Source organism: Bifidobacterium sp. ESL0820, from assembly GCF_052606235.1.
This window is the reverse complement of the sequence record NZ_CP199594.1, coordinates 416,108-432,058: the sequence shown is the minus strand read 5'-3', so window position 1 is coordinate 432,058 and position 15,951 is coordinate 416,108. Positions and strand designations below refer to the sequence as shown.

Genomic DNA, 15,951 nt, shown 5'->3' with positions numbered 1-15,951 from the left:
GAAGCTCAGCCCTCTCGTACCTGATCACTCAGGGCTTTCAAGGCCCGATCAATAGCCGAGGCATCCTGACCGCCGCCCTGGGCGAAGTCAGGCTTGCCTCCTCCGCCGCCTCCCAGGACCTTGGAGGCTGTCCTGACCAGGTCGCCAGCCCTGAGGCCGCGATCACGGGCAGCCTGATTGGTGGCTACGAAGATGACAGGCTTGTCATCCTCGCTGACACCGGCCAGGGCGACTACAACCGGGTATTCCTCGCCCATGCGGGCCCGCAGATCGGTCACCGTCTTGCGCAAGGCATCCACTGAACCGAAACGGCCCATATTCCGGGATGCGATCTTGACATCTTCCGGGGCATGCAGGGCCTGGTTGGCCAGTTCGGGCACAGCCTGAGCCATCTGCTGCTCATAGGTGGCCGCCAGTCGGCGGTCAGACTCCTTGAGCTTGGCCAGCAGGGCCGAGATCCTGGATTCCAGCTCGTCAGGGCGGGCGTTGAGCTTGTCGGAGAGCTGGGAGACCAGAGCGTGCTCACGGGCGTTGTACTCGTAAGCCCCTTGGCCCACTACAGCATCGACACGACGGACGCCGGTGCCCACCGAGGCCTCGGACATGATGGAGACCGCACCGATCTTGCCCACGTGATCCACATGGGTTCCCCCGCAGAGCTCACGGCTCCAGCCGTCCTCGCCTATGGAGACCACACGGACCACGTCGCCGTACTTCTCCCCGAACAGATGCATGGCGCCCAGGGCGATGGCATCGTCGTACTTCATCTCCTGCGCGGTCACAGCCAGGTTGTCGCGCAACCGGTCGTTGACGCGGGCTTCCACCGCATCCATGGCCTGGCGGCTGGGGGCCTGCGACCACTGGAAGTCGAAGCGGAGCCTGTTGGGCGCATCCTCGGAGCCGCGCTGCGTGGCCTGGGGACCCAGTTCCTCGCGCAGGGCCTTGTGGACCATGTGCGTAGCGGTGTGCGAACGCGCAATGGCCCCACGTCGGTTCCGGTCAATGGTGGCCGTAACCTTGGCCTGCAGGGTCAACGTTCCCTCGGTCAGCCGGCAGCGGTGGACGGTCAGCCCCTTGACGGGGTTCTGCACATCGTCCACCTCCAGGACGGCCCCGTCGTCGGTCAGGATCTCACCCTGGTCGGCCAGCTGGCCACCGGCCTCGGCGTAGAAGGGCGAGCGGTCCAAAATCACCTCAACCTGAGCAGGTGCCTTGACGGCCGGAACCGCGCCCTTGCCCTCCTGAATGATGCCCAGGACGGTCGAGCGGCTGGAAAAGTCGGTGTAGCCCAGGAAGACCTGAGGCTCTTTCAGGCTCTTGCGCATGTCGTCGTAGACGCTCAGGTCCACGTTGTGCCGCTTCTTCATGGCATCGGCGCGGGCCCTGGACTTCTGCTCGTTCATGAGCTTCCGGAACTCGTCCTGATCTACCTTGACGCCCTGCTCGGCGGCCATCTCCAGGGTCAGCTCAATGGGGAAGCCGTAAGTGTCATGCAGGGTAAAGGCATCCTTGCCGGAGACCTCGGGATCGCCCTTGCCCTTCTTGGCCTTGTTGACGGCCGTATCCAGAATGGTGGTCCCCTTGTCCAGGGTCCGGCGGAAGGCCAGCTCCTCGCCATAGGCCGACTCGGCCACCTCGGAGAAGGTGTCGTTGAGCTCAGGGTAGCTGGGGGCCATGGCCTCCTTGGAGACCGGGAAGAGCTGGGGCAGAACCTCCTGGTCCACCCCCAGCATCTTCATGGAGCGGATGGTCCGGCGCAGCAGACGACGCAGCACATAGCCGCGGCCGACGTTGCTGGGACGCACGCCGTCGCTCATGATCATCAGGGCCGAACGGACATGGTCGGCCACCACGCGGAAGCGCACGTCATCCTGGGCGTCGTCGCCGTAGTGCCGGCCAGACAGGCCCTCGGCAGCCTGGATGACGGGGTAGACCTCGTCGGTCTCATAGATGTTCTGCTTGCCCTGAAGCAGGTAGGCCAGGCGCTCCAGCCCGGCGCCGGTGTCGATGTTCTTGTGCTCCAGCTCGCCTACGATGTGCAGGTCGGTCTTGGAGCGGACGTTGTCCACCTCGTAGTTTTCGAAGACCAGATCCCAGATCTCGATGTACCGGTTCTCGTCTGCCGAGGGGCCGCCCTCCTTACCGTAGGCAGGGCCGCGGTCCACGTAAATTTCGGAGCAGGGACCGCCGGGGCCGGGGCCGCCAGTGGTCCAGAAGTTGTCCTCCATGCCCAGGATCTCCATGTGCTCGGGGTCAAAGCCCTCGTTCTTCCACAGGGAGCGGGCCTCTTCATCATCGGTGTAGGTGGTCACCCAGATCGTTTCGGGATCGAAGCCGTAGCCGCCCTGATCCTGGGGCTTGGTCAGCAGATCCCAGGCGTAGTGGATGGCCTCCTCCTTGAAGTAGTCCCCGAAGGAGAAGTTGCCCAGCATCTGGAAGAAGGTGCCGTGACGGGTAGTCTTGCCCACCTCGTCGATGTCCAGGGTGCGCACGCACTTCTGGTTGCTGGCCATCCGGCTCCTGGGCGGGGTCTGCTCCCCCAGCAGATAGGGGATGAGGGGGACCATGCCGGCGATGGTGAAGAGCGTGGTGGGATTGGGCGAGATCAGGGAGGCGGATGGAACCACCAGATGATCCTTGCCCTGGAAATAATCGAGGAAACGCTTGGCGATTTCCGATGTGCGCATGCTGCTTCTGCTCCTTCAGACCCGGTGAACGCCGACGGGATTGCGGGTTGTCCAAATGACTCGGTTGTCCGGGGCGCGAACAGGTCGCCCGCACCCCGGACTCATAGCTATAGCTGAATATGGTGATTTTACACCGGCCAGGCCCATCTGTCCCGGCCTGTCCGCCCCAGGCTCAGCCCTGGAAACGGTCCAGATAGCGGCGGTCCAGCTCGTCCTGCCGCTGGTGCATCGTCTGGGTGAACTGGCGCACCAGGCCGGACAGGGTCCGTGAAGCCACCTGGTCCTGATCCTCGCCCAGCACGAATTCCCTTGCACGCTTGGGGGTGTTGGCCCTCACATAGGCCTCGGCCTTGGTCACCAGGACCACGCCTGCCGTGACGCCCAGCCCCATCCAGAAGATCCGTTTGAACATCAGCGGGTCCTCCCCTCGTTCCCTTGGCCCTCATTGGCCTTTTGTGCGGTGGTATTTGGTGCGGTGGAGGGCTTGGATTCGGCGCTGTTGCGGCCTCCTGAAAGGAATGACGAGATCGTCTTGCGCAGGGCGTAGAAGAAGGCCGCCACTTTGATGACCGGCTTGCCCAACATTGATCCATACAGGTCGGTCAGGGCGCCAACGTTGCTTGCCGTGGTCGAAGCCGCTGCGGAGATGCGATTGACGTCAGTCAGGGTCTGGTTGAGCTGGGTGACCGTGCTGGTGGACTCGTCCAGGGTGGGCACCACATGGTCGCCCGCCTGCTTGATGGTCTGCGCCAGCTGATCGAAGAGCTTCCCCAGACGAATCAGGGGATAGATCAGAAACCCCGCCAGGATAGCGAAGGCAATGGCCGCTATCAGGCCGGCAATCTGTCCTACGTCCATCTGCTACCTCTCTTCCATAGGTACGATACTGGGGACAAGGCTAGCACGCGCCGTCTATCAGTTCAGGCCATGACTGGCCTATTGAAGCCGGTTCATTGATTGAAAGACCGGACCTGGAGGGCCCGCTCAAAGGGAGCCTCCGTATCGAAGTCGAATATGGTGACACTTCCATTGCTTGGGCGACTGCTGGTGTCGTAACGCCCGCCGCCGAAGCGGCTGACCAAACTGAGCAGGGTGTTGCCGTGCGAGATCAGCAGGACGCGGTCGTCATTCTTCAGATGCGGGTCGGCGGCAATCAGGGCGAATCCGCCGGCAATGCGCGTCCAGTACTCGCTGTCGGACTCGGCATCGCCAAAGGGATCGGCCTGCTTGAGGAAGTCCCTGGTGGCGGCCAGACCGAACTGGTCCACGATCTGCTGGTAGGTGCCTGCTCCATGGGGCGCGCCTGCAGCCCACCAGGCCATGGCCATATCCTGTCCCTCGAAGTAGCCATAGAACTGCTCGCGGAAGTGACTGTCGCTGACCGGTTCGGGCTTCTTCTCCGACTGGTTCTGGGCCAGGATCCTGCGGACTGTCTCCTGAGCGCGTGTGGTGTCCGAGCAGTAGGCTGCCGCAAAGCTCACCTTGCTTAATTTCTGGCCCGCACGGTCGGCATCCTCCAGCCCCGATGAGGTCAAGGGTGAGTTGGACCAGCCCTGGAGACGGTTGTAACGATTGAAATAGGTCTGCCCATGGCGGACGGCATACAGATGGAGCAACATGTCCCTATTATCCCACCCATACCTATGAAGGAGTGGCAGATCCTGACACGCAAAGGGCCCCGGACGAACCGGGGCCCCAAAGTTCCTGGTGGTCAGCGAGCGTAGAACTCGACCACGTACTGAATGTTGATCTGAACCGGAATCTCCTCCGGCTCAGGCTTGCGGACCAGGCTGGCCTTCAGAGAGGCCAGGTCCACGTCCAGGTAGCCGGGGACTGCGGGCAGCACATCCCGGTGGACGCCTTCGGCAGCGATCTGGAAGGGTACCATGGTCTGGCTCTTGGGCTTGACCTGGATGGTCTGGCCGGGCTTGACCCTGTAGGAGGGACGATCCACGATGTTGCCGTCGACCAGGATGTGGCGGTGAACCACGTACTGACGGGCCTGGGCGGTGGTGCGGGCGATGCCGGCGCGCAGGACCAGGTTGTCCAGGCGGCACTCCAGCTCGCGAAGCATGGCGGCACCGGTCTGGCCGGACTCGTGGGTGCCCCGCTCATAGGCGGCGCGCAGCTGCTTCTCGGAGACGCCGTACTGGGCGCGCAGCCTCTGCTTCTCGCGCAGACGGACGGCGTAGTCGGACTCGGTGCGACGGCGGCTGCGGCCGTGCTCGCCGGGGCCATAGGGGCGCTTCTCGAACAGGCGCTGGGCCTTGGGAGTCAGGGCGATGCCCAGAGCGCGGGACAGGCGGACCTGGCGACGCGCACGCTGAATGTTAGTCATTGATGCAATCCTTACTTGCTTCTGTCGTTATCTGAACGAAGACGGCCGGAACCGTCGAGTCAGGCCTCTCCAATGCTTCACCGTGCCAAGCACGAACGACCTTGCGGCCGCCGACCCATTGATGGGCTGAGACTCCAGATAGGTTCGCGCACAAACACGCAAACCAAGTGTTTATTAAACCACATGCGGCCGACCGACGGCAGTGCGTATGTTGTGACATATTCATACCAACGGTCGGTATGATACTAAACCCAAATGGCAGACTCCCCCAACCGATCAACGACAACTCGTCTCAGCGACCGGAAAGGAAGACGATCATGGCCCGCAACGCACACCCTGAGCTGACTCAGGAACGAATCATCCAAGCCGCCACCGAGCTCTTCACCCCCAGGCGAGCGCAAAAGAGACTGGAGGCCGCGAATCTGATGTTCCGCACATTCAACCCAAAGGCCAATCCCAAGATGATCGGCATGGAATTCACCGCCCTGGTGGATGAGAGGGACGACTTTGTCGACCTGATCACACAGGGCAATCAGGACGGCTCAATGCATGTAGAGCATATAGAACAAACCGCGGAGATCATCCGCCTGCTGGCCAACATGTGGCTGCTGCCCTTCTTTCGCCAGGGAACACAGGCTGGGCTGTGCACCAGAGCAGCCTGCTTTTTCTCAATCATGCAGGGCTTGGGCATCCCCCTGGAGGACCAGGGATTCTCCGACCTGCTCACATCCTTCGGCACCGACGCCCAAGGCGAAGCCGGGATATGAGCTCGCCCGATCAGGCCCAAACCTCAAGCAAAGGACTGCTGGCACCGCCATTCCTTGCTCTTCTGACGACTGAGATTCTCTCCAATCTCGGGCAGACATGCTTGGTCTTCGCCCTTCCGCTTCATTTGCTGAACATTTCAGGATCAGCATCCCTCTATGGCATGGCCTCCGCTATGGCAGTCCTTCCATCCATACTCCTGACGCCTCTGGGCGGAGCTCTGGCCGACCGGCTGCACAAGCAGTCCACCATGGCAGTGCTGGACATTCTGTCAGCGTTGACTGCCTTCTTATATATCCTGATCAGTCACAAGATCGACCCGGGTTTTTTGACTGTGACCTGCATGGTGCTGGTGAATGCCTACAGGGCCTGTTACAGCCCGACGGTGCAGGCGGCCCTTCACTGTCTGGTAGACAGCAAAGACCTGACCCGCGCATCAGCCCTGGTTTCCCAGGCAATCTCCCTGGTAGGAATGATCGGACCAGTATTGGCTGGCATGGTCATGTGATTCTTCGGAATCATGCAGGTAGTCGGGGTTTCCGCCCTGACCTGCCTTCTGTCGGCTGCCTGGATCAGGATCGCCGTCAGAATTCCCGAACCAGCACAAAGCCACTTCCAAGACCCAAAAGCACTGGTGAGCCATCTGGTCGCTGACACGAAAGAGGCTGCACAATTTCTGGCCAGGCATGGCAACCTCAAAGTGGTCATAAGACTCAGCCTGGCGGCCAATCTGATCTTTGCCTCCTACGTCAACGTGGCCCTGCCCTATATGGTCACTCGCACGCTGGGCCTGAGCAATGCCATGCAGGGGCTGGCCGAAGAAATACTTGCCTGCGGAAGCCTGCTTGGAGCCATTCTGGTATCCATCCGTCCAGCCTGGTTCCATCTGCGACGGATACCCATGTTGCTCTCGGGCAGCGCCCTGGTTCTCCTTCCCATTGCAGCAGAACTGCTCATGCATTCGCCTACACATGTCCTTTTCGCCCTGGTAACCGGGTGCATGGCTCTGGCTGCGGGAATGGTGCAGACGGTCAACATCCTTTCCCTGTCCTATGAACAGATTCACACCCCCGCAAGGCTGATAGGCAAGGTAATAGGACTGACCAACAGCTTGTGCATGTGCGCGATCCCGCTGGGACAGGCCGCCTTCGGCCCGCTGATCGACCACAGCCCTATGACCCTGATCATCACTGGGGTGGTCATGGTGACACTGCTGACATGTCTGATTGCCAGGCTTGCCATGAAACCGGACGAATGACTGGCAGATCAGGTATCAGCCGATCATACTGGGGTCGGAGCTGACAGGAGCGACCAGGGTGGCCCGGGTGCGTGTCAGGCGTGAGACCATAAGGCCGACACAGGCATAAGCCAGCGCGAACAAGGCAACCACGGTCAGCGGAAGGCCCCAGGAGGCCAAGCCTGCTGCGCTCGAATCCATGATTGATTGGACTGCAGTGTTGTACCACCAGCCCGGCGTCAGTTTGCCGATCGTCTGCATGACCGGAGGCAGGGGGCCGCCGGAACTTGACCCGGAGGTGAACATAACCACCAGGCCGAAGGTGACCCCGACGGAGTTTATGAGCGAAGAAGAAGGATTGAACTGAGCAAGCATGAATCCAAAGGATGCCGCCGATACAGCGAATACCAGCATGACGAAAAAGCTCAGCAGCACCCTCCCCCAGCCAAGGGAAGCCAAGGACACCCCCGATGCCGCCATGCTGAAAGCGACGAGTGCCACGTAGTATACCCAGGAGAAGCCTGCCAGGATGAGGACTGCCGTGAGCTCCTGTCCATTCAGACTGCCTGACCGCTCTGGAGAGGCAAGCAGGCGTCGATGTCGGTCGGGAGAACTGAAGGCTCCGAAGAGCGTGGCAACGCAGACCGTCAGCGCTGTCATCAAGGGAAAAGCGGCCAGGCCGACTGTCGTAGCGAAGCCTTTCAACAAAGCTCCATGGCTATCAGTCTTGGGGCTGGCATGGATGCCCATATGTGGCTGGTTGCCGGCATAGTGTGCCACTGCATAGGCAGCCGCATCCTTGACCGCCGCAGATGAATGCAGCTCCATCGAACCTTTTTGGCCTAGACCCGTAAGCAAGGCAGTACGAAGAGCATCAAAATAACTGTCCACCTGCAATTGTGCCAGACTGCCGCGGCTGGAATTGTAGGAGGCAGCCGTTTCAACCTTAGGGAAAGCAGTCGTCTTGCCGCCGCTGTGAGCTTGGGCAGCAGTGTTGTCAAGCGCATCAAGGAACCGTTGTCCATATCCGGCTGGGATGATGACGGTCAAATCGCTTTTACCCGATACATTGGCGTCCTGCAGGGCTTGAGGCTTATCTTCGACTGTCACCAATCGGGCCGATTTGCCCAGATACTTCTTCAGACCCTGGCCCAGCTCGCAACCAGCCTGGTTATCGCAATCCCTATTGATGACGACCACCTTCGCACGTGCGGGCTCAAAGCGACCAACCGAGCTTGAGGTATTGGCACGTACCGCGGCCTGCATGTTCGTGGAACCGATGACAATCATGATCAGGCTCATGCCCACTAGATACAGGAGGAGGTAGAACTTATGCGCCCAGATGACGCGCAGTGCTGTTTTACAAGTATTCATACCGTTGTTTCCTTAGGAGCAGACCACAGATGGCCAGGAAGATAGCGGCCATAATGGCCAGGATGCCGCAGGTGCGGGCGAAGGGTGCCAGGCTGTCGTAGTAGACGATGTCGTAGAAGAGGTTGGAGACCTGCTTGACTGGGTTGAGCAGGTGAAGAATAGGAGCATGCTCCTGGATGGCATTGTTCAGGTCCATGGCCAGGCTGCCGTAGAGGCCGATAAAGGCACTCAGCGTGCAGTCGATGCCTATGACCAGGCCAACCTTCGTTTCGGTGGGGAGTTTGGGAATCGCGCCCATCATAGAGCCAAAAGCGGTAGCCATAAAGGTGCCTACGGCGATAGCTATGAGGGCTATCGGGTCACGACCACCGGTTTGCACTCCACAGACTGTGCGGACGAAGATGTAGGCAACCAGTAGGCTGACTGCGGAGAAGAGCCAGGAGGCCAGAAAGGCGCCCGCTGCCTGCCGCCACTTGGGACTGGGAGAGCTGGCCCGTCGGGCTCCCAGGGCCGAAAGGTTGGGCTGAGTCTTGGCTATCATCTCGGCTGCGGTACTGGCACCGATAAGGCAGGCCATAGCGAGCACAGCGAAGAAGTAGGGCGCGGTCATAGAAGGGTGGATGTGCGTCAGGCGGATTTGCCTGGTGTAGGTCGGTCCGCCGGATTGCAACAGAATTTGATTGCTTGGTGAGGCAATGGCTGCCCTTGCGGAGTTGGCTTGGTTGAAACTGCCCAGCGAGGCGGACAGAATGGAGACCGCTATGCCTTCTGAGGCGGTTGCATCGGATTGGATGCTGGCGGCTTCGCGGTCGGACAGGACCATGTTGACCAGTCCGTCAGAGCCCGCGTACAGGTAACCAATATCCTTCCGGCTATCCAGACGCGTGTTCGCTTCCTCCCTGGAAGCCACTGTCGTCGGGATAAGCAGCTGAGTGTCCTCAGACCCAGCCTTGGGCTTCTTCGATAGCGATGAGACCAGTTCGTCAGCACCTGGGCTGGCTTCCCAATTGGCATCCGAGACTATGGCGAAGTGCTGTGCCTCGGCAGTGTAACTGTCTTGCAGGTTGCCCATGATGCCCAGCATCAGAGCGGCCAGAATGACCGGGAAGGCCAGAACCCAGAATAGGGAGGAGGTGTTGCGTATCGAGGTTTTGACGTTGATCAGGAATGAGTTCCACATGGATAGGTGCTCCTTACGGCAATTGAGCCTGGGGACCGCGCTCAGTCGCGCAGTTCCTTGCCGGTCAGTTCCAGGAACACGTCGTTCAGGGATGGCGGACGGCTGGTCAGGTGGCCATAGCTGGTCTTGGTGGATTCCAGGACCGTCAGCACGTCCTGGAGGTTGTGCTCGCCCTGTCGGCAGTGGATGACCAGTTCCTTGCCGTCATAGTCGACGGACTGGGCCAGGGGCAGGGCACGAATCTGGGCCAGCGTGGAGTCCTGAAGATCCAGGGTCTCGACGGTGACCTGCTCGCCGGCCTGGACCATGCCCTTGAGCTCCTCGGCAGTGCCCAGGGCGATCTGACGGCCGTGGTCCATGATCATGATCCGTGTACAGATCTGCTCCACCTCCTCCATGTAATGGCTGGTGTAAACCACCGTGGCCCCCTGAGTATTCAGCCGTTCGATGCCCTCCAGGATGGCGTTGCGGCTCTGGGGGTCAACAGCGACAGTGGGCTCGTCAAAGAAGATGAGGTCAGGCTGGTGGGCGATGCCGCATGCGATGTTGAGCCTGCGCAGCAGACCGCCCGACAGTTTGCCAGGTCGGAACTTGCGGAATTCGCCCAGCCCCACGAAGTCGATGGCCTGCTCTACCAAAGCTTTGCGGTCGGCCTTCTTGGGCACATAGAGGGAGCAGAAATAGTCGATGTTCTCCTGCACGCTCAGTTCGTTGAAGACAGCCACATTCTGTGGAACCACGCCGATATGACTTTTGAGGTCGTATGAGGTCGGGGTCATCTCCTGCCCGAATATCCGAACCGTCCCCGATTCAAAGCTGAGCAGGGCCAGTATGCAGTTGATGGCGGTTGACTTGCCTGAACCATTGGGGCCGAGTAGTCCGAATACCTCACCGCGATTGACTTCCATGTCGAAGTGGTCCAAGGCCACCATGTCACCGTAGCGCTTCACCAATCCGCTGACCTGTAAGGCAGGCTCTTGCTCACGTGAACTGTTCATAACTCCATCATCCCAGCCTGGGCTGGCCCAACACCATGACAGCCGTCATCAAAGTTGTGGATGCTCAAATCAAACCTATGACATTTGTCACGGGTGCTCCTGCCTGCGCCTAGGCTCAGGAACGGGTAGCCCGAGAATTACTATTTGAGGCAATAGGTAACAGGGCAAGGAGGCATTCATGGGCAGGATAGCTGGCTGGCTGATCCTGCTTGGTCTGGGGACCTTGTGCGGATCGTGGTATGGTTCAGGGGTTTCAGGAACCCTGATCGCCGGGCTTCTGGCCTCAATAGCCGCAGGAGCCCTGTGTGAATGGCTGCTGCCAGCGCCAGGTTCCATCTGGGGCGGCGCTCTGGTGTCGCTTTTGGCAATGTTCATTCAAGACTGGCTTTTCTTCTTGCCAGCCCTGGCCTTCGAGGCGGGGGTCGGACTCGGAGCTATGGTTCCGGCTACCAGATCAGCCGGCATGAAAGATTCCCGAGCCAAGGACTCCGGGCTTGCCCGGCCCAGGCTGCTCTTGGCCTTGCTACCGGCATTCTTTTGGCTGATACCGGCCATGGCCGACCTCATACTGTTCACAGGCCTCACCCAGCGCTATGCCCTGCTGGCTTTGTTGACATCAGCACTGGCGCAAGGCGGCGGACTGGCATGTGCACACTTGGCCGTGGCCAAGGGTCGTGTCTGGCGGATTGAAGACACCGAGCGCTACCGAATTCGCCAACTGCACGGCCGCATCAACGACCTGGACGAAGAGCGGGCCCAGGCGACCCGAATGGCGCACTTATCCGAGCGGACCCGGATCGCTCGGGATATTCATGACAATGTGAGCCACCTGCTTACCCGAGCCATCATGCAGATCCAGGCTGGCCGAGTGGTTGCGCAGAGCAAGGGCGATCAGAGTACCGAGCGGGTACTGGATGATGTCGGCAAGACCTTGAATGAGGCCATGACCACAATTCGTCGTTCGGTGCATGACTTGGAGGATGAGGGCACCGACTTCGCATCCCAGATGGAGGATGCCAGCTCCGAGGCTTCTATGGGGCGGCTGAAGGTCGATCTGAACAACGGCATTGAGACAGCGCCTGCACCAGTGTGCCGTTGCCTGGCCACCATCGTCCGCGAGGCCCTTACCAATACGGTCCGCCATTCTTCAGCCGGGTCGGCGCAGGTCATTCTGCGCGACCTCCCCGCCTTCTGGCAGATGGTGGTGCAGGACGACGGCGGAATTCAGCACTCGCAGCCTGACAGCTCGCCCACTCAAGAGTCAAGGCTCCAGCGCGGCATGGGGCTGGCCGATATGGAAGCCAGGGCCAGAGCCTTGGGCGGCACGGCCAACAGCGGTCCCAACCGACAAGGATGGAAGGTTTTCGTATCCTTGCCTAAGGAACCCTGGTCTAACCGCAGCGCAGCTGAGCATGGAGAGGATAGGAAGGTCATGGCATGAAAGTCGCTATCGCTGATGACGATCCGATTGTCTGCTCGTCCCTGTCAACGATTTTGACGGCAACCGGTACTGCAGACGTGCTCTGGACAGCCAATGACGGCCAGTCAACCCTGGATTGTTTCCAAGCGACTGGCGGCAGGCCTGACGTGCTGCTGCTCGATGTGCAGATGCCCGGTATGGACGGCCTGGAGGCGGCGGAGCGCATCATCGCCCTGGATTCGACCGCCCGAGTGCTCTTTCTGACCACCTTTGCAGACAAGGAGTATATTTCCCGCGCACTGGCCTTGGGAGCAAAGGGTTATGTGATCAAGCAGGACGTAGCCTCAGTGGTGCCGGCCCTCCAGGCCGTCATGGCAGGGCAGACGGTTCTTGGAGCCGAGGCCGTAGCTAACCTGTCACTTGGCAAGCAGGAGGAGCAGACGCGAAAGGACCCAGCTGAGCCTGTTCCCCAGCGCTTCCAAACCCTGACTGACCGCGAACGTGAAATAGTCGCTTTGGTGGCCGACGGCCTCGATAACCAGGCCATCGCCAGGCGTCTCTATCTCAGCGAAGGGACCGTCCGCAATCACATCTCCGCCATCCTGGCCAAGACCAACCTGGCCAACCGCACCCAGCTCGCCGTGGAATGGCTGTCCTCGCAAGAGTCATGAACGCATAGATTATGTGGTCCCGTCCGTGGGTGGGCCCGGAGTCTCGATCATTCAGAGCTTTTCGATCGGCGCCAAGCGCAGCATCAGCCGCTTGGTTCCCTCGGAACCGAAGTCCACAGTCAGGACCGAGTTGTGCCCCTTGTCCTGAATGTCGACCACCTTGCCCAGGCCATACTGGTCGTGGGCAACCCTGTCACCCAGGGAGAAGTCCTGAATGGACAGGCCGTTCGACTTGGGCTGGACCGAGGCCCTGCCAGCGTGCGAGGTTGACGACGAGCTTGTCGTGCTCCGCCTGGTCGTAACCCTTCCATTTCTGGAGGAGGAGCCGCGAGAGCCGTAACCCGATGACCCGAACGACCGCTGTGAGGAGGTCCGCGAGCGCCCGTACCCATTGCGGGAAGAGCCGAAGCCGGAGCCGAACCCGCCGAATGAACGATGACCGAATGCACGGCCGTCGCTATCATCCTCGAAGCCGCCGAATTCGTCCTCGTCGTCACCCAGATCCCAGCCTGCGCGCATCCGCTCGTTGCCGGCCTGCCGACGCTTCCAGTCGATCAGATCGTCAGGGATGTCATCCAGGAACTGGCTGGGCAGCATCTCATTGACCTGCCCCCACTGTGAGCGGACGGCCGCCCGGGTCAGGTAAAGACGCCGCTTGGCACGGGTCACGCCCACATAGGCCAGTCGACGCTCCTCCTGCATCTCATCGGTATCCTCCAGGCAGCGGGAGTGCGGGAAGGTTCCCTGCTCCATGCCGGTCAGGAAGACCACCGGATACTCCAGGCCCTTGGCCGTGTGCAGGGTCATCAGCGTCACCTTGCCCGAGTCGTCGCCCAGGCCCGGCAGCTGGTCCGAGTCGGCCACCAGCGCCGTGGTCTCCAGAAAGCCCGCCAGCGTCGCGTCTGGGGTCTTCTGCTCGAACTCGGCGGCCACTGACTGCAGCTGGCCAAGGTTCTCAAGCCGGGAGGCATCCTGCGGATCCACCGACTTGCGAAGCTCGTCCAGCATGCCGGACTCCTCCAGAACCTTCTCAACAATCTGGGATGGCTTGGTATCGTGTTCTGCGGCAAAGTCGGTCAGGGAGGTGATCAGATCCCTGAAGGCCTTCATCCGCTTGACCATCAGCGTGGAGGCCCCAGGCACCTCCTCGATATGCTGCACCCCCTCCCAGAAGGAGACCTGATGCAAATCCGCATAGGAGGTCGCCGCCGCCTCGGCACGTGCGGCCAGGCCCCGCTTGGGCACGTTGAGTATCCGTCGTATGTTCACATCATCCTGGGGATTGGCGATGGCGTGCAGGTAGGCCAGGGCGTCCTTGATCTCCTTGCGCTCGTAGAAGCGGGTCCCGCCCACCAGCTGGTAGGGCAGGCCGGCGTTGATCAGCCCCTCCTCCAAGGCGCGGGACTGGGCATTCGCCCGGTACATGATGGCCATGTCGGAGTATGGAATGCCCTCCTCGCTGCGCAGCCGGGCGATCTCGGTGGCGATCCAGGCGGCCTCCTGCTGGGCATTGTCGGCGGCATAGCCCACGATGGGCTCCCCCTTGCCCAGGGCTGTCCAGAGCTTCTTGGGCTTGCGGCCCTCGTTCTTGACGATGATGGCATTGGCCGCATCCAGAATGGTCTGGGTGGAACGGTAGTTCTGCTCAAGGAGAATGGTCCGGGCTCCGGGGAAATCCTTTTCGAAGTCCCTGATGTTGCTGATGTCAGCCCCTCGGAAGGCATAGATGGACTGGTCCGAATCCCCCACCACGGTGATCCAGGCCTGGTCCTGCTTGCAAGCATCGGCGCCGGCCAGCTCACGCATGAGCACATACTGGGCATGGTTGGTGTCCTGGTACTCGTCCACCAGCACGTACCGGAAGCGATGGTGGTAATACTGGGCCACCATCGGGGACTGCTGGAGCAGCTGGACCGTGCGTACGATCAGATCGTCGAAATCGACCGCGTTGGCCTGAGCCAGCCGGTGCTCGTACTCGGCGTAGACCACGGAGTAGAGCTCCTCCTCGTTGCCGAAGCGGGCGGTGATCTGCTGGCCGCGCTGCCCGGGCCGGTAGTCGGGGGCGTACTCCTGCAGCTGTGTGCGCCAATCCTGCAGGTTGTTCTTGTAGTCGGATATGCGGCTCAAAATGTTTCTTGGGGTGTAGCGCTTCAGATCGATGTTGAGATCCTTGCCGATCAGTTTGATCAGACGCTCGGAATCGGCCGTGTCATAGATGGTGAAGCCTGATCGCAGGCCGATCTCCTTGCCGTCCCGCCTCAGGATGCGCACGCAGGCCGAGTGGAAGGTGGACACCCACATGCGGTCGGCCACGGGCCCGATCAGCCTGCGCAGACGTTCACGCATCTCGGAGGCCGCCTTGTTGGTGAAGGTAATGGCCAGAATCTGGCTGGGCCAGGCGCCGAACTGACTGAGGATCCAGGCGATTCTACGGGTCAGCACCCTGGTCTTGCCCGAGCCTGCGCCTGCTCCGATCAGCAGGGCCGGGCCCTGGTATTGCACCGCCTCGGCCTGCCGATCGTTGAGCCCCTTGAGCAGCTCCTTGGCGCTGCGCTGGATCAAGTCCGGTTCCTCGTTCACAAGCCACCTCTTGCCATCTGGTCTCGGTCACCGTCTCAGGCCGGATGGCGCACACCCGGCAGACAACTATTTCTACCACAAAGCGGTGTCATCGATCTTGGCTCATGGGTCAGCCAGCAGACGTACCAGCAGACATAAAAGACCCCGTCCGCCTTGAGAATAGGGAAGGCGAACGGGGTTTAGTCGGGGAAGTCGAGATGACCCAGTCAGTTGCGCACTTGGTCCTTGGCGTTGTTGACAGCCTCGGTGGCGCCCTGCTCAGCCTTGGCCTTGCCGACCTTGGCATCGGCCTTGGCCTGGTCCATCTTGTCGGAGGCGGCGTCCTTGGCGTCGCCCATCTTGTCCTGGGCAGCGTCCTTGGCGTCGCCCATCTTATCGGCAACGGCGTCCTTGGCATCGGATGCCTTGTCCATAACGGTGTCTTTTACATCGCCAGCGACATCGGAAATCTTCTCGCCGGCAGACTTCATGGCATCCTTTGCATCATCCAGAATCCCCATATGGTCCTCCTTAGGTCCTTGAACGCACCGTGACGATGCGTGACCATTGCGGTCAATTTTCACTGTAACAGTCAGGGCCTTGAATCCGCGGATTGACGGGCTGACACGCCAGGAAGACACTCCAATCCGCTGGAGGTGAAACCTGGCGGATCAGGGCAGCCGGACCACAGTCCCAGAATCGGGTTATCTTGGTGTCTATCC

Annotated in this window: 15 protein-coding genes; 5 read left to right on the top strand and 10 right to left on the bottom strand. The window is 60.7% G+C overall.

From position 1 onward, the window contains the following. Positions 1-5: 5 nt before the first annotated feature. The 5 genes from alaS to rpsD form a co-directional block, all read right to left on the bottom strand. Positions 6-2,687 (bottom strand): alanine--tRNA ligase, encoded by a 2,682-nt coding sequence (gene alaS / locus ACUIAH_RS01815; protein ID WP_445341213.1) that lies wholly within the window; start codon positions 2,685-2,687, stop codon positions 6-8. Between the two features lie 172 nt (positions 2,688-2,859). Next, the gene (locus ACUIAH_RS01810; RefSeq protein ID WP_024627396.1) at positions 2,860-3,099 is read right to left on the bottom strand and encodes a hypothetical protein; all 240 of its coding nucleotides are present in this window, start codon (positions 3,097-3,099) and stop codon (positions 2,860-2,862) included. Further along, on the bottom strand, positions 3,099-3,545 hold the full coding sequence (locus ACUIAH_RS01805) for a DUF948 domain-containing protein (RefSeq protein ID WP_445341212.1): 447 nt from the start codon (positions 3,543-3,545) through the stop codon (positions 3,099-3,101). The genes ACUIAH_RS01810 and ACUIAH_RS01805 overlap by 1 nt, the downstream gene beginning before the upstream one ends. Positions 3,546-3,637: 92 nt before the next feature. After that, positions 3,638-4,306 carry a histidine phosphatase family protein gene (locus ACUIAH_RS01800; RefSeq protein WP_445341211.1) on the bottom strand — a complete coding sequence of 223 codons (669 nt, stop codon included), beginning with the start codon at positions 4,304-4,306 and terminating at the stop codon, positions 3,638-3,640. Between the two features lie 92 nt (positions 4,307-4,398). Then, complete coding sequence (gene rpsD / locus ACUIAH_RS01795) at positions 4,399-5,025, bottom strand: 30S ribosomal protein S4 (RefSeq protein ID WP_015021916.1); 627 nt, start codon at positions 5,023-5,025, stop codon at positions 4,399-4,401. 317 nt (positions 5,026-5,342) lie between these two features. Here rpsD and ACUIAH_RS01790 point away from each other — a divergent pair, with 317 nt between their 5' ends. Genes ACUIAH_RS01790 through ACUIAH_RS01780 form a run of 3 tightly spaced genes read left to right on the top strand, consistent with a single transcriptional unit; the run spans position 5,343 to position 7,048 of the window. Continuing rightward, entirely contained in the window at positions 5,343-5,792 is a 450-nt protein-coding gene (locus ACUIAH_RS01790) for a hypothetical protein (RefSeq protein WP_445341210.1), read from the top strand. Then, a complete protein-coding gene (locus ACUIAH_RS01785) occupies positions 5,789-6,298 on the top strand; it encodes an MFS transporter (protein ID WP_445341209.1) in 510 nt (169 codons plus the stop codon). Before ACUIAH_RS01790 ends, ACUIAH_RS01785 begins: the two co-directional genes overlap by 4 nt. Before the next feature lie 12 nt (positions 6,299-6,310). Next, positions 6,311-7,048, top strand: a complete 738-nt coding sequence (locus tag ACUIAH_RS01780) for a hypothetical protein (protein WP_445341208.1) — start codon at positions 6,311-6,313, stop codon at positions 7,046-7,048. Positions 7,049-7,063: 15 nt separating this feature from the next. On the opposite strand, the gene ACUIAH_RS01775 is transcribed toward ACUIAH_RS01780, so the two are convergent. The 3 genes from ACUIAH_RS01775 to ACUIAH_RS01765 are packed head-to-tail and all read right to left on the bottom strand — an operon-like array spanning position 7,064 to position 10,579. Next, a complete protein-coding gene (locus ACUIAH_RS01775; protein ID WP_445341207.1) occupies positions 7,064-8,401 on the bottom strand; it encodes an ABC transporter permease in 1,338 nt (445 codons plus the stop codon). Then, positions 8,388-9,581, bottom strand: coding sequence for an ABC transporter permease (locus tag ACUIAH_RS01770; protein ID WP_445341206.1), 1,194 nt, complete (start codon positions 9,579-9,581; stop codon positions 8,388-8,390). The genes ACUIAH_RS01775 and ACUIAH_RS01770 overlap by 14 nt, the downstream gene beginning before the upstream one ends. A 41-nt stretch (positions 9,582-9,622) precedes the next feature. After that, on the bottom strand, positions 9,623-10,579 hold the full coding sequence (locus ACUIAH_RS01765) for an ATP-binding cassette domain-containing protein (protein ID WP_445341205.1): 957 nt from the start codon (positions 10,577-10,579) through the stop codon (positions 9,623-9,625). A gap of 178 nt (positions 10,580-10,757) precedes the next feature. Between ACUIAH_RS01765 and ACUIAH_RS01760 the strand changes: the two genes are divergently transcribed. Together ACUIAH_RS01760 and ACUIAH_RS01755 are read left to right on the top strand one after the other, a co-directional pair. After that, on the top strand, positions 10,758-12,020 hold the full coding sequence (locus tag ACUIAH_RS01760) for a sensor histidine kinase (RefSeq protein ID WP_445341204.1): 1,263 nt from the start codon (positions 10,758-10,760) through the stop codon (positions 12,018-12,020). Next, positions 12,017-12,670 (top strand): response regulator transcription factor, encoded by a 654-nt coding sequence (locus ACUIAH_RS01755; RefSeq protein ID WP_445341203.1) that lies wholly within the window; start codon positions 12,017-12,019, stop codon positions 12,668-12,670. The genes ACUIAH_RS01760 and ACUIAH_RS01755 overlap by 4 nt, the downstream gene beginning before the upstream one ends. Positions 12,671-12,721: 51 nt before the next feature. On the opposite strand, the gene ACUIAH_RS01750 is transcribed toward ACUIAH_RS01755, so the two are convergent. Together ACUIAH_RS01750 and ACUIAH_RS01745 are read right to left on the bottom strand one after the other, a co-directional pair. After that, complete coding sequence (locus ACUIAH_RS01750) at positions 12,722-15,250, bottom strand: UvrD-helicase domain-containing protein (RefSeq protein ID WP_445341202.1); 2,529 nt, start codon at positions 15,248-15,250, stop codon at positions 12,722-12,724. A 206-nt stretch (positions 15,251-15,456) separates the two neighbouring features. After that, positions 15,457-15,750, bottom strand: coding sequence for a hypothetical protein (locus ACUIAH_RS01745; protein ID WP_045924523.1), 294 nt, complete (start codon positions 15,748-15,750; stop codon positions 15,457-15,459). Between the last annotated feature and the right edge of the window lie 201 nt (positions 15,751-15,951).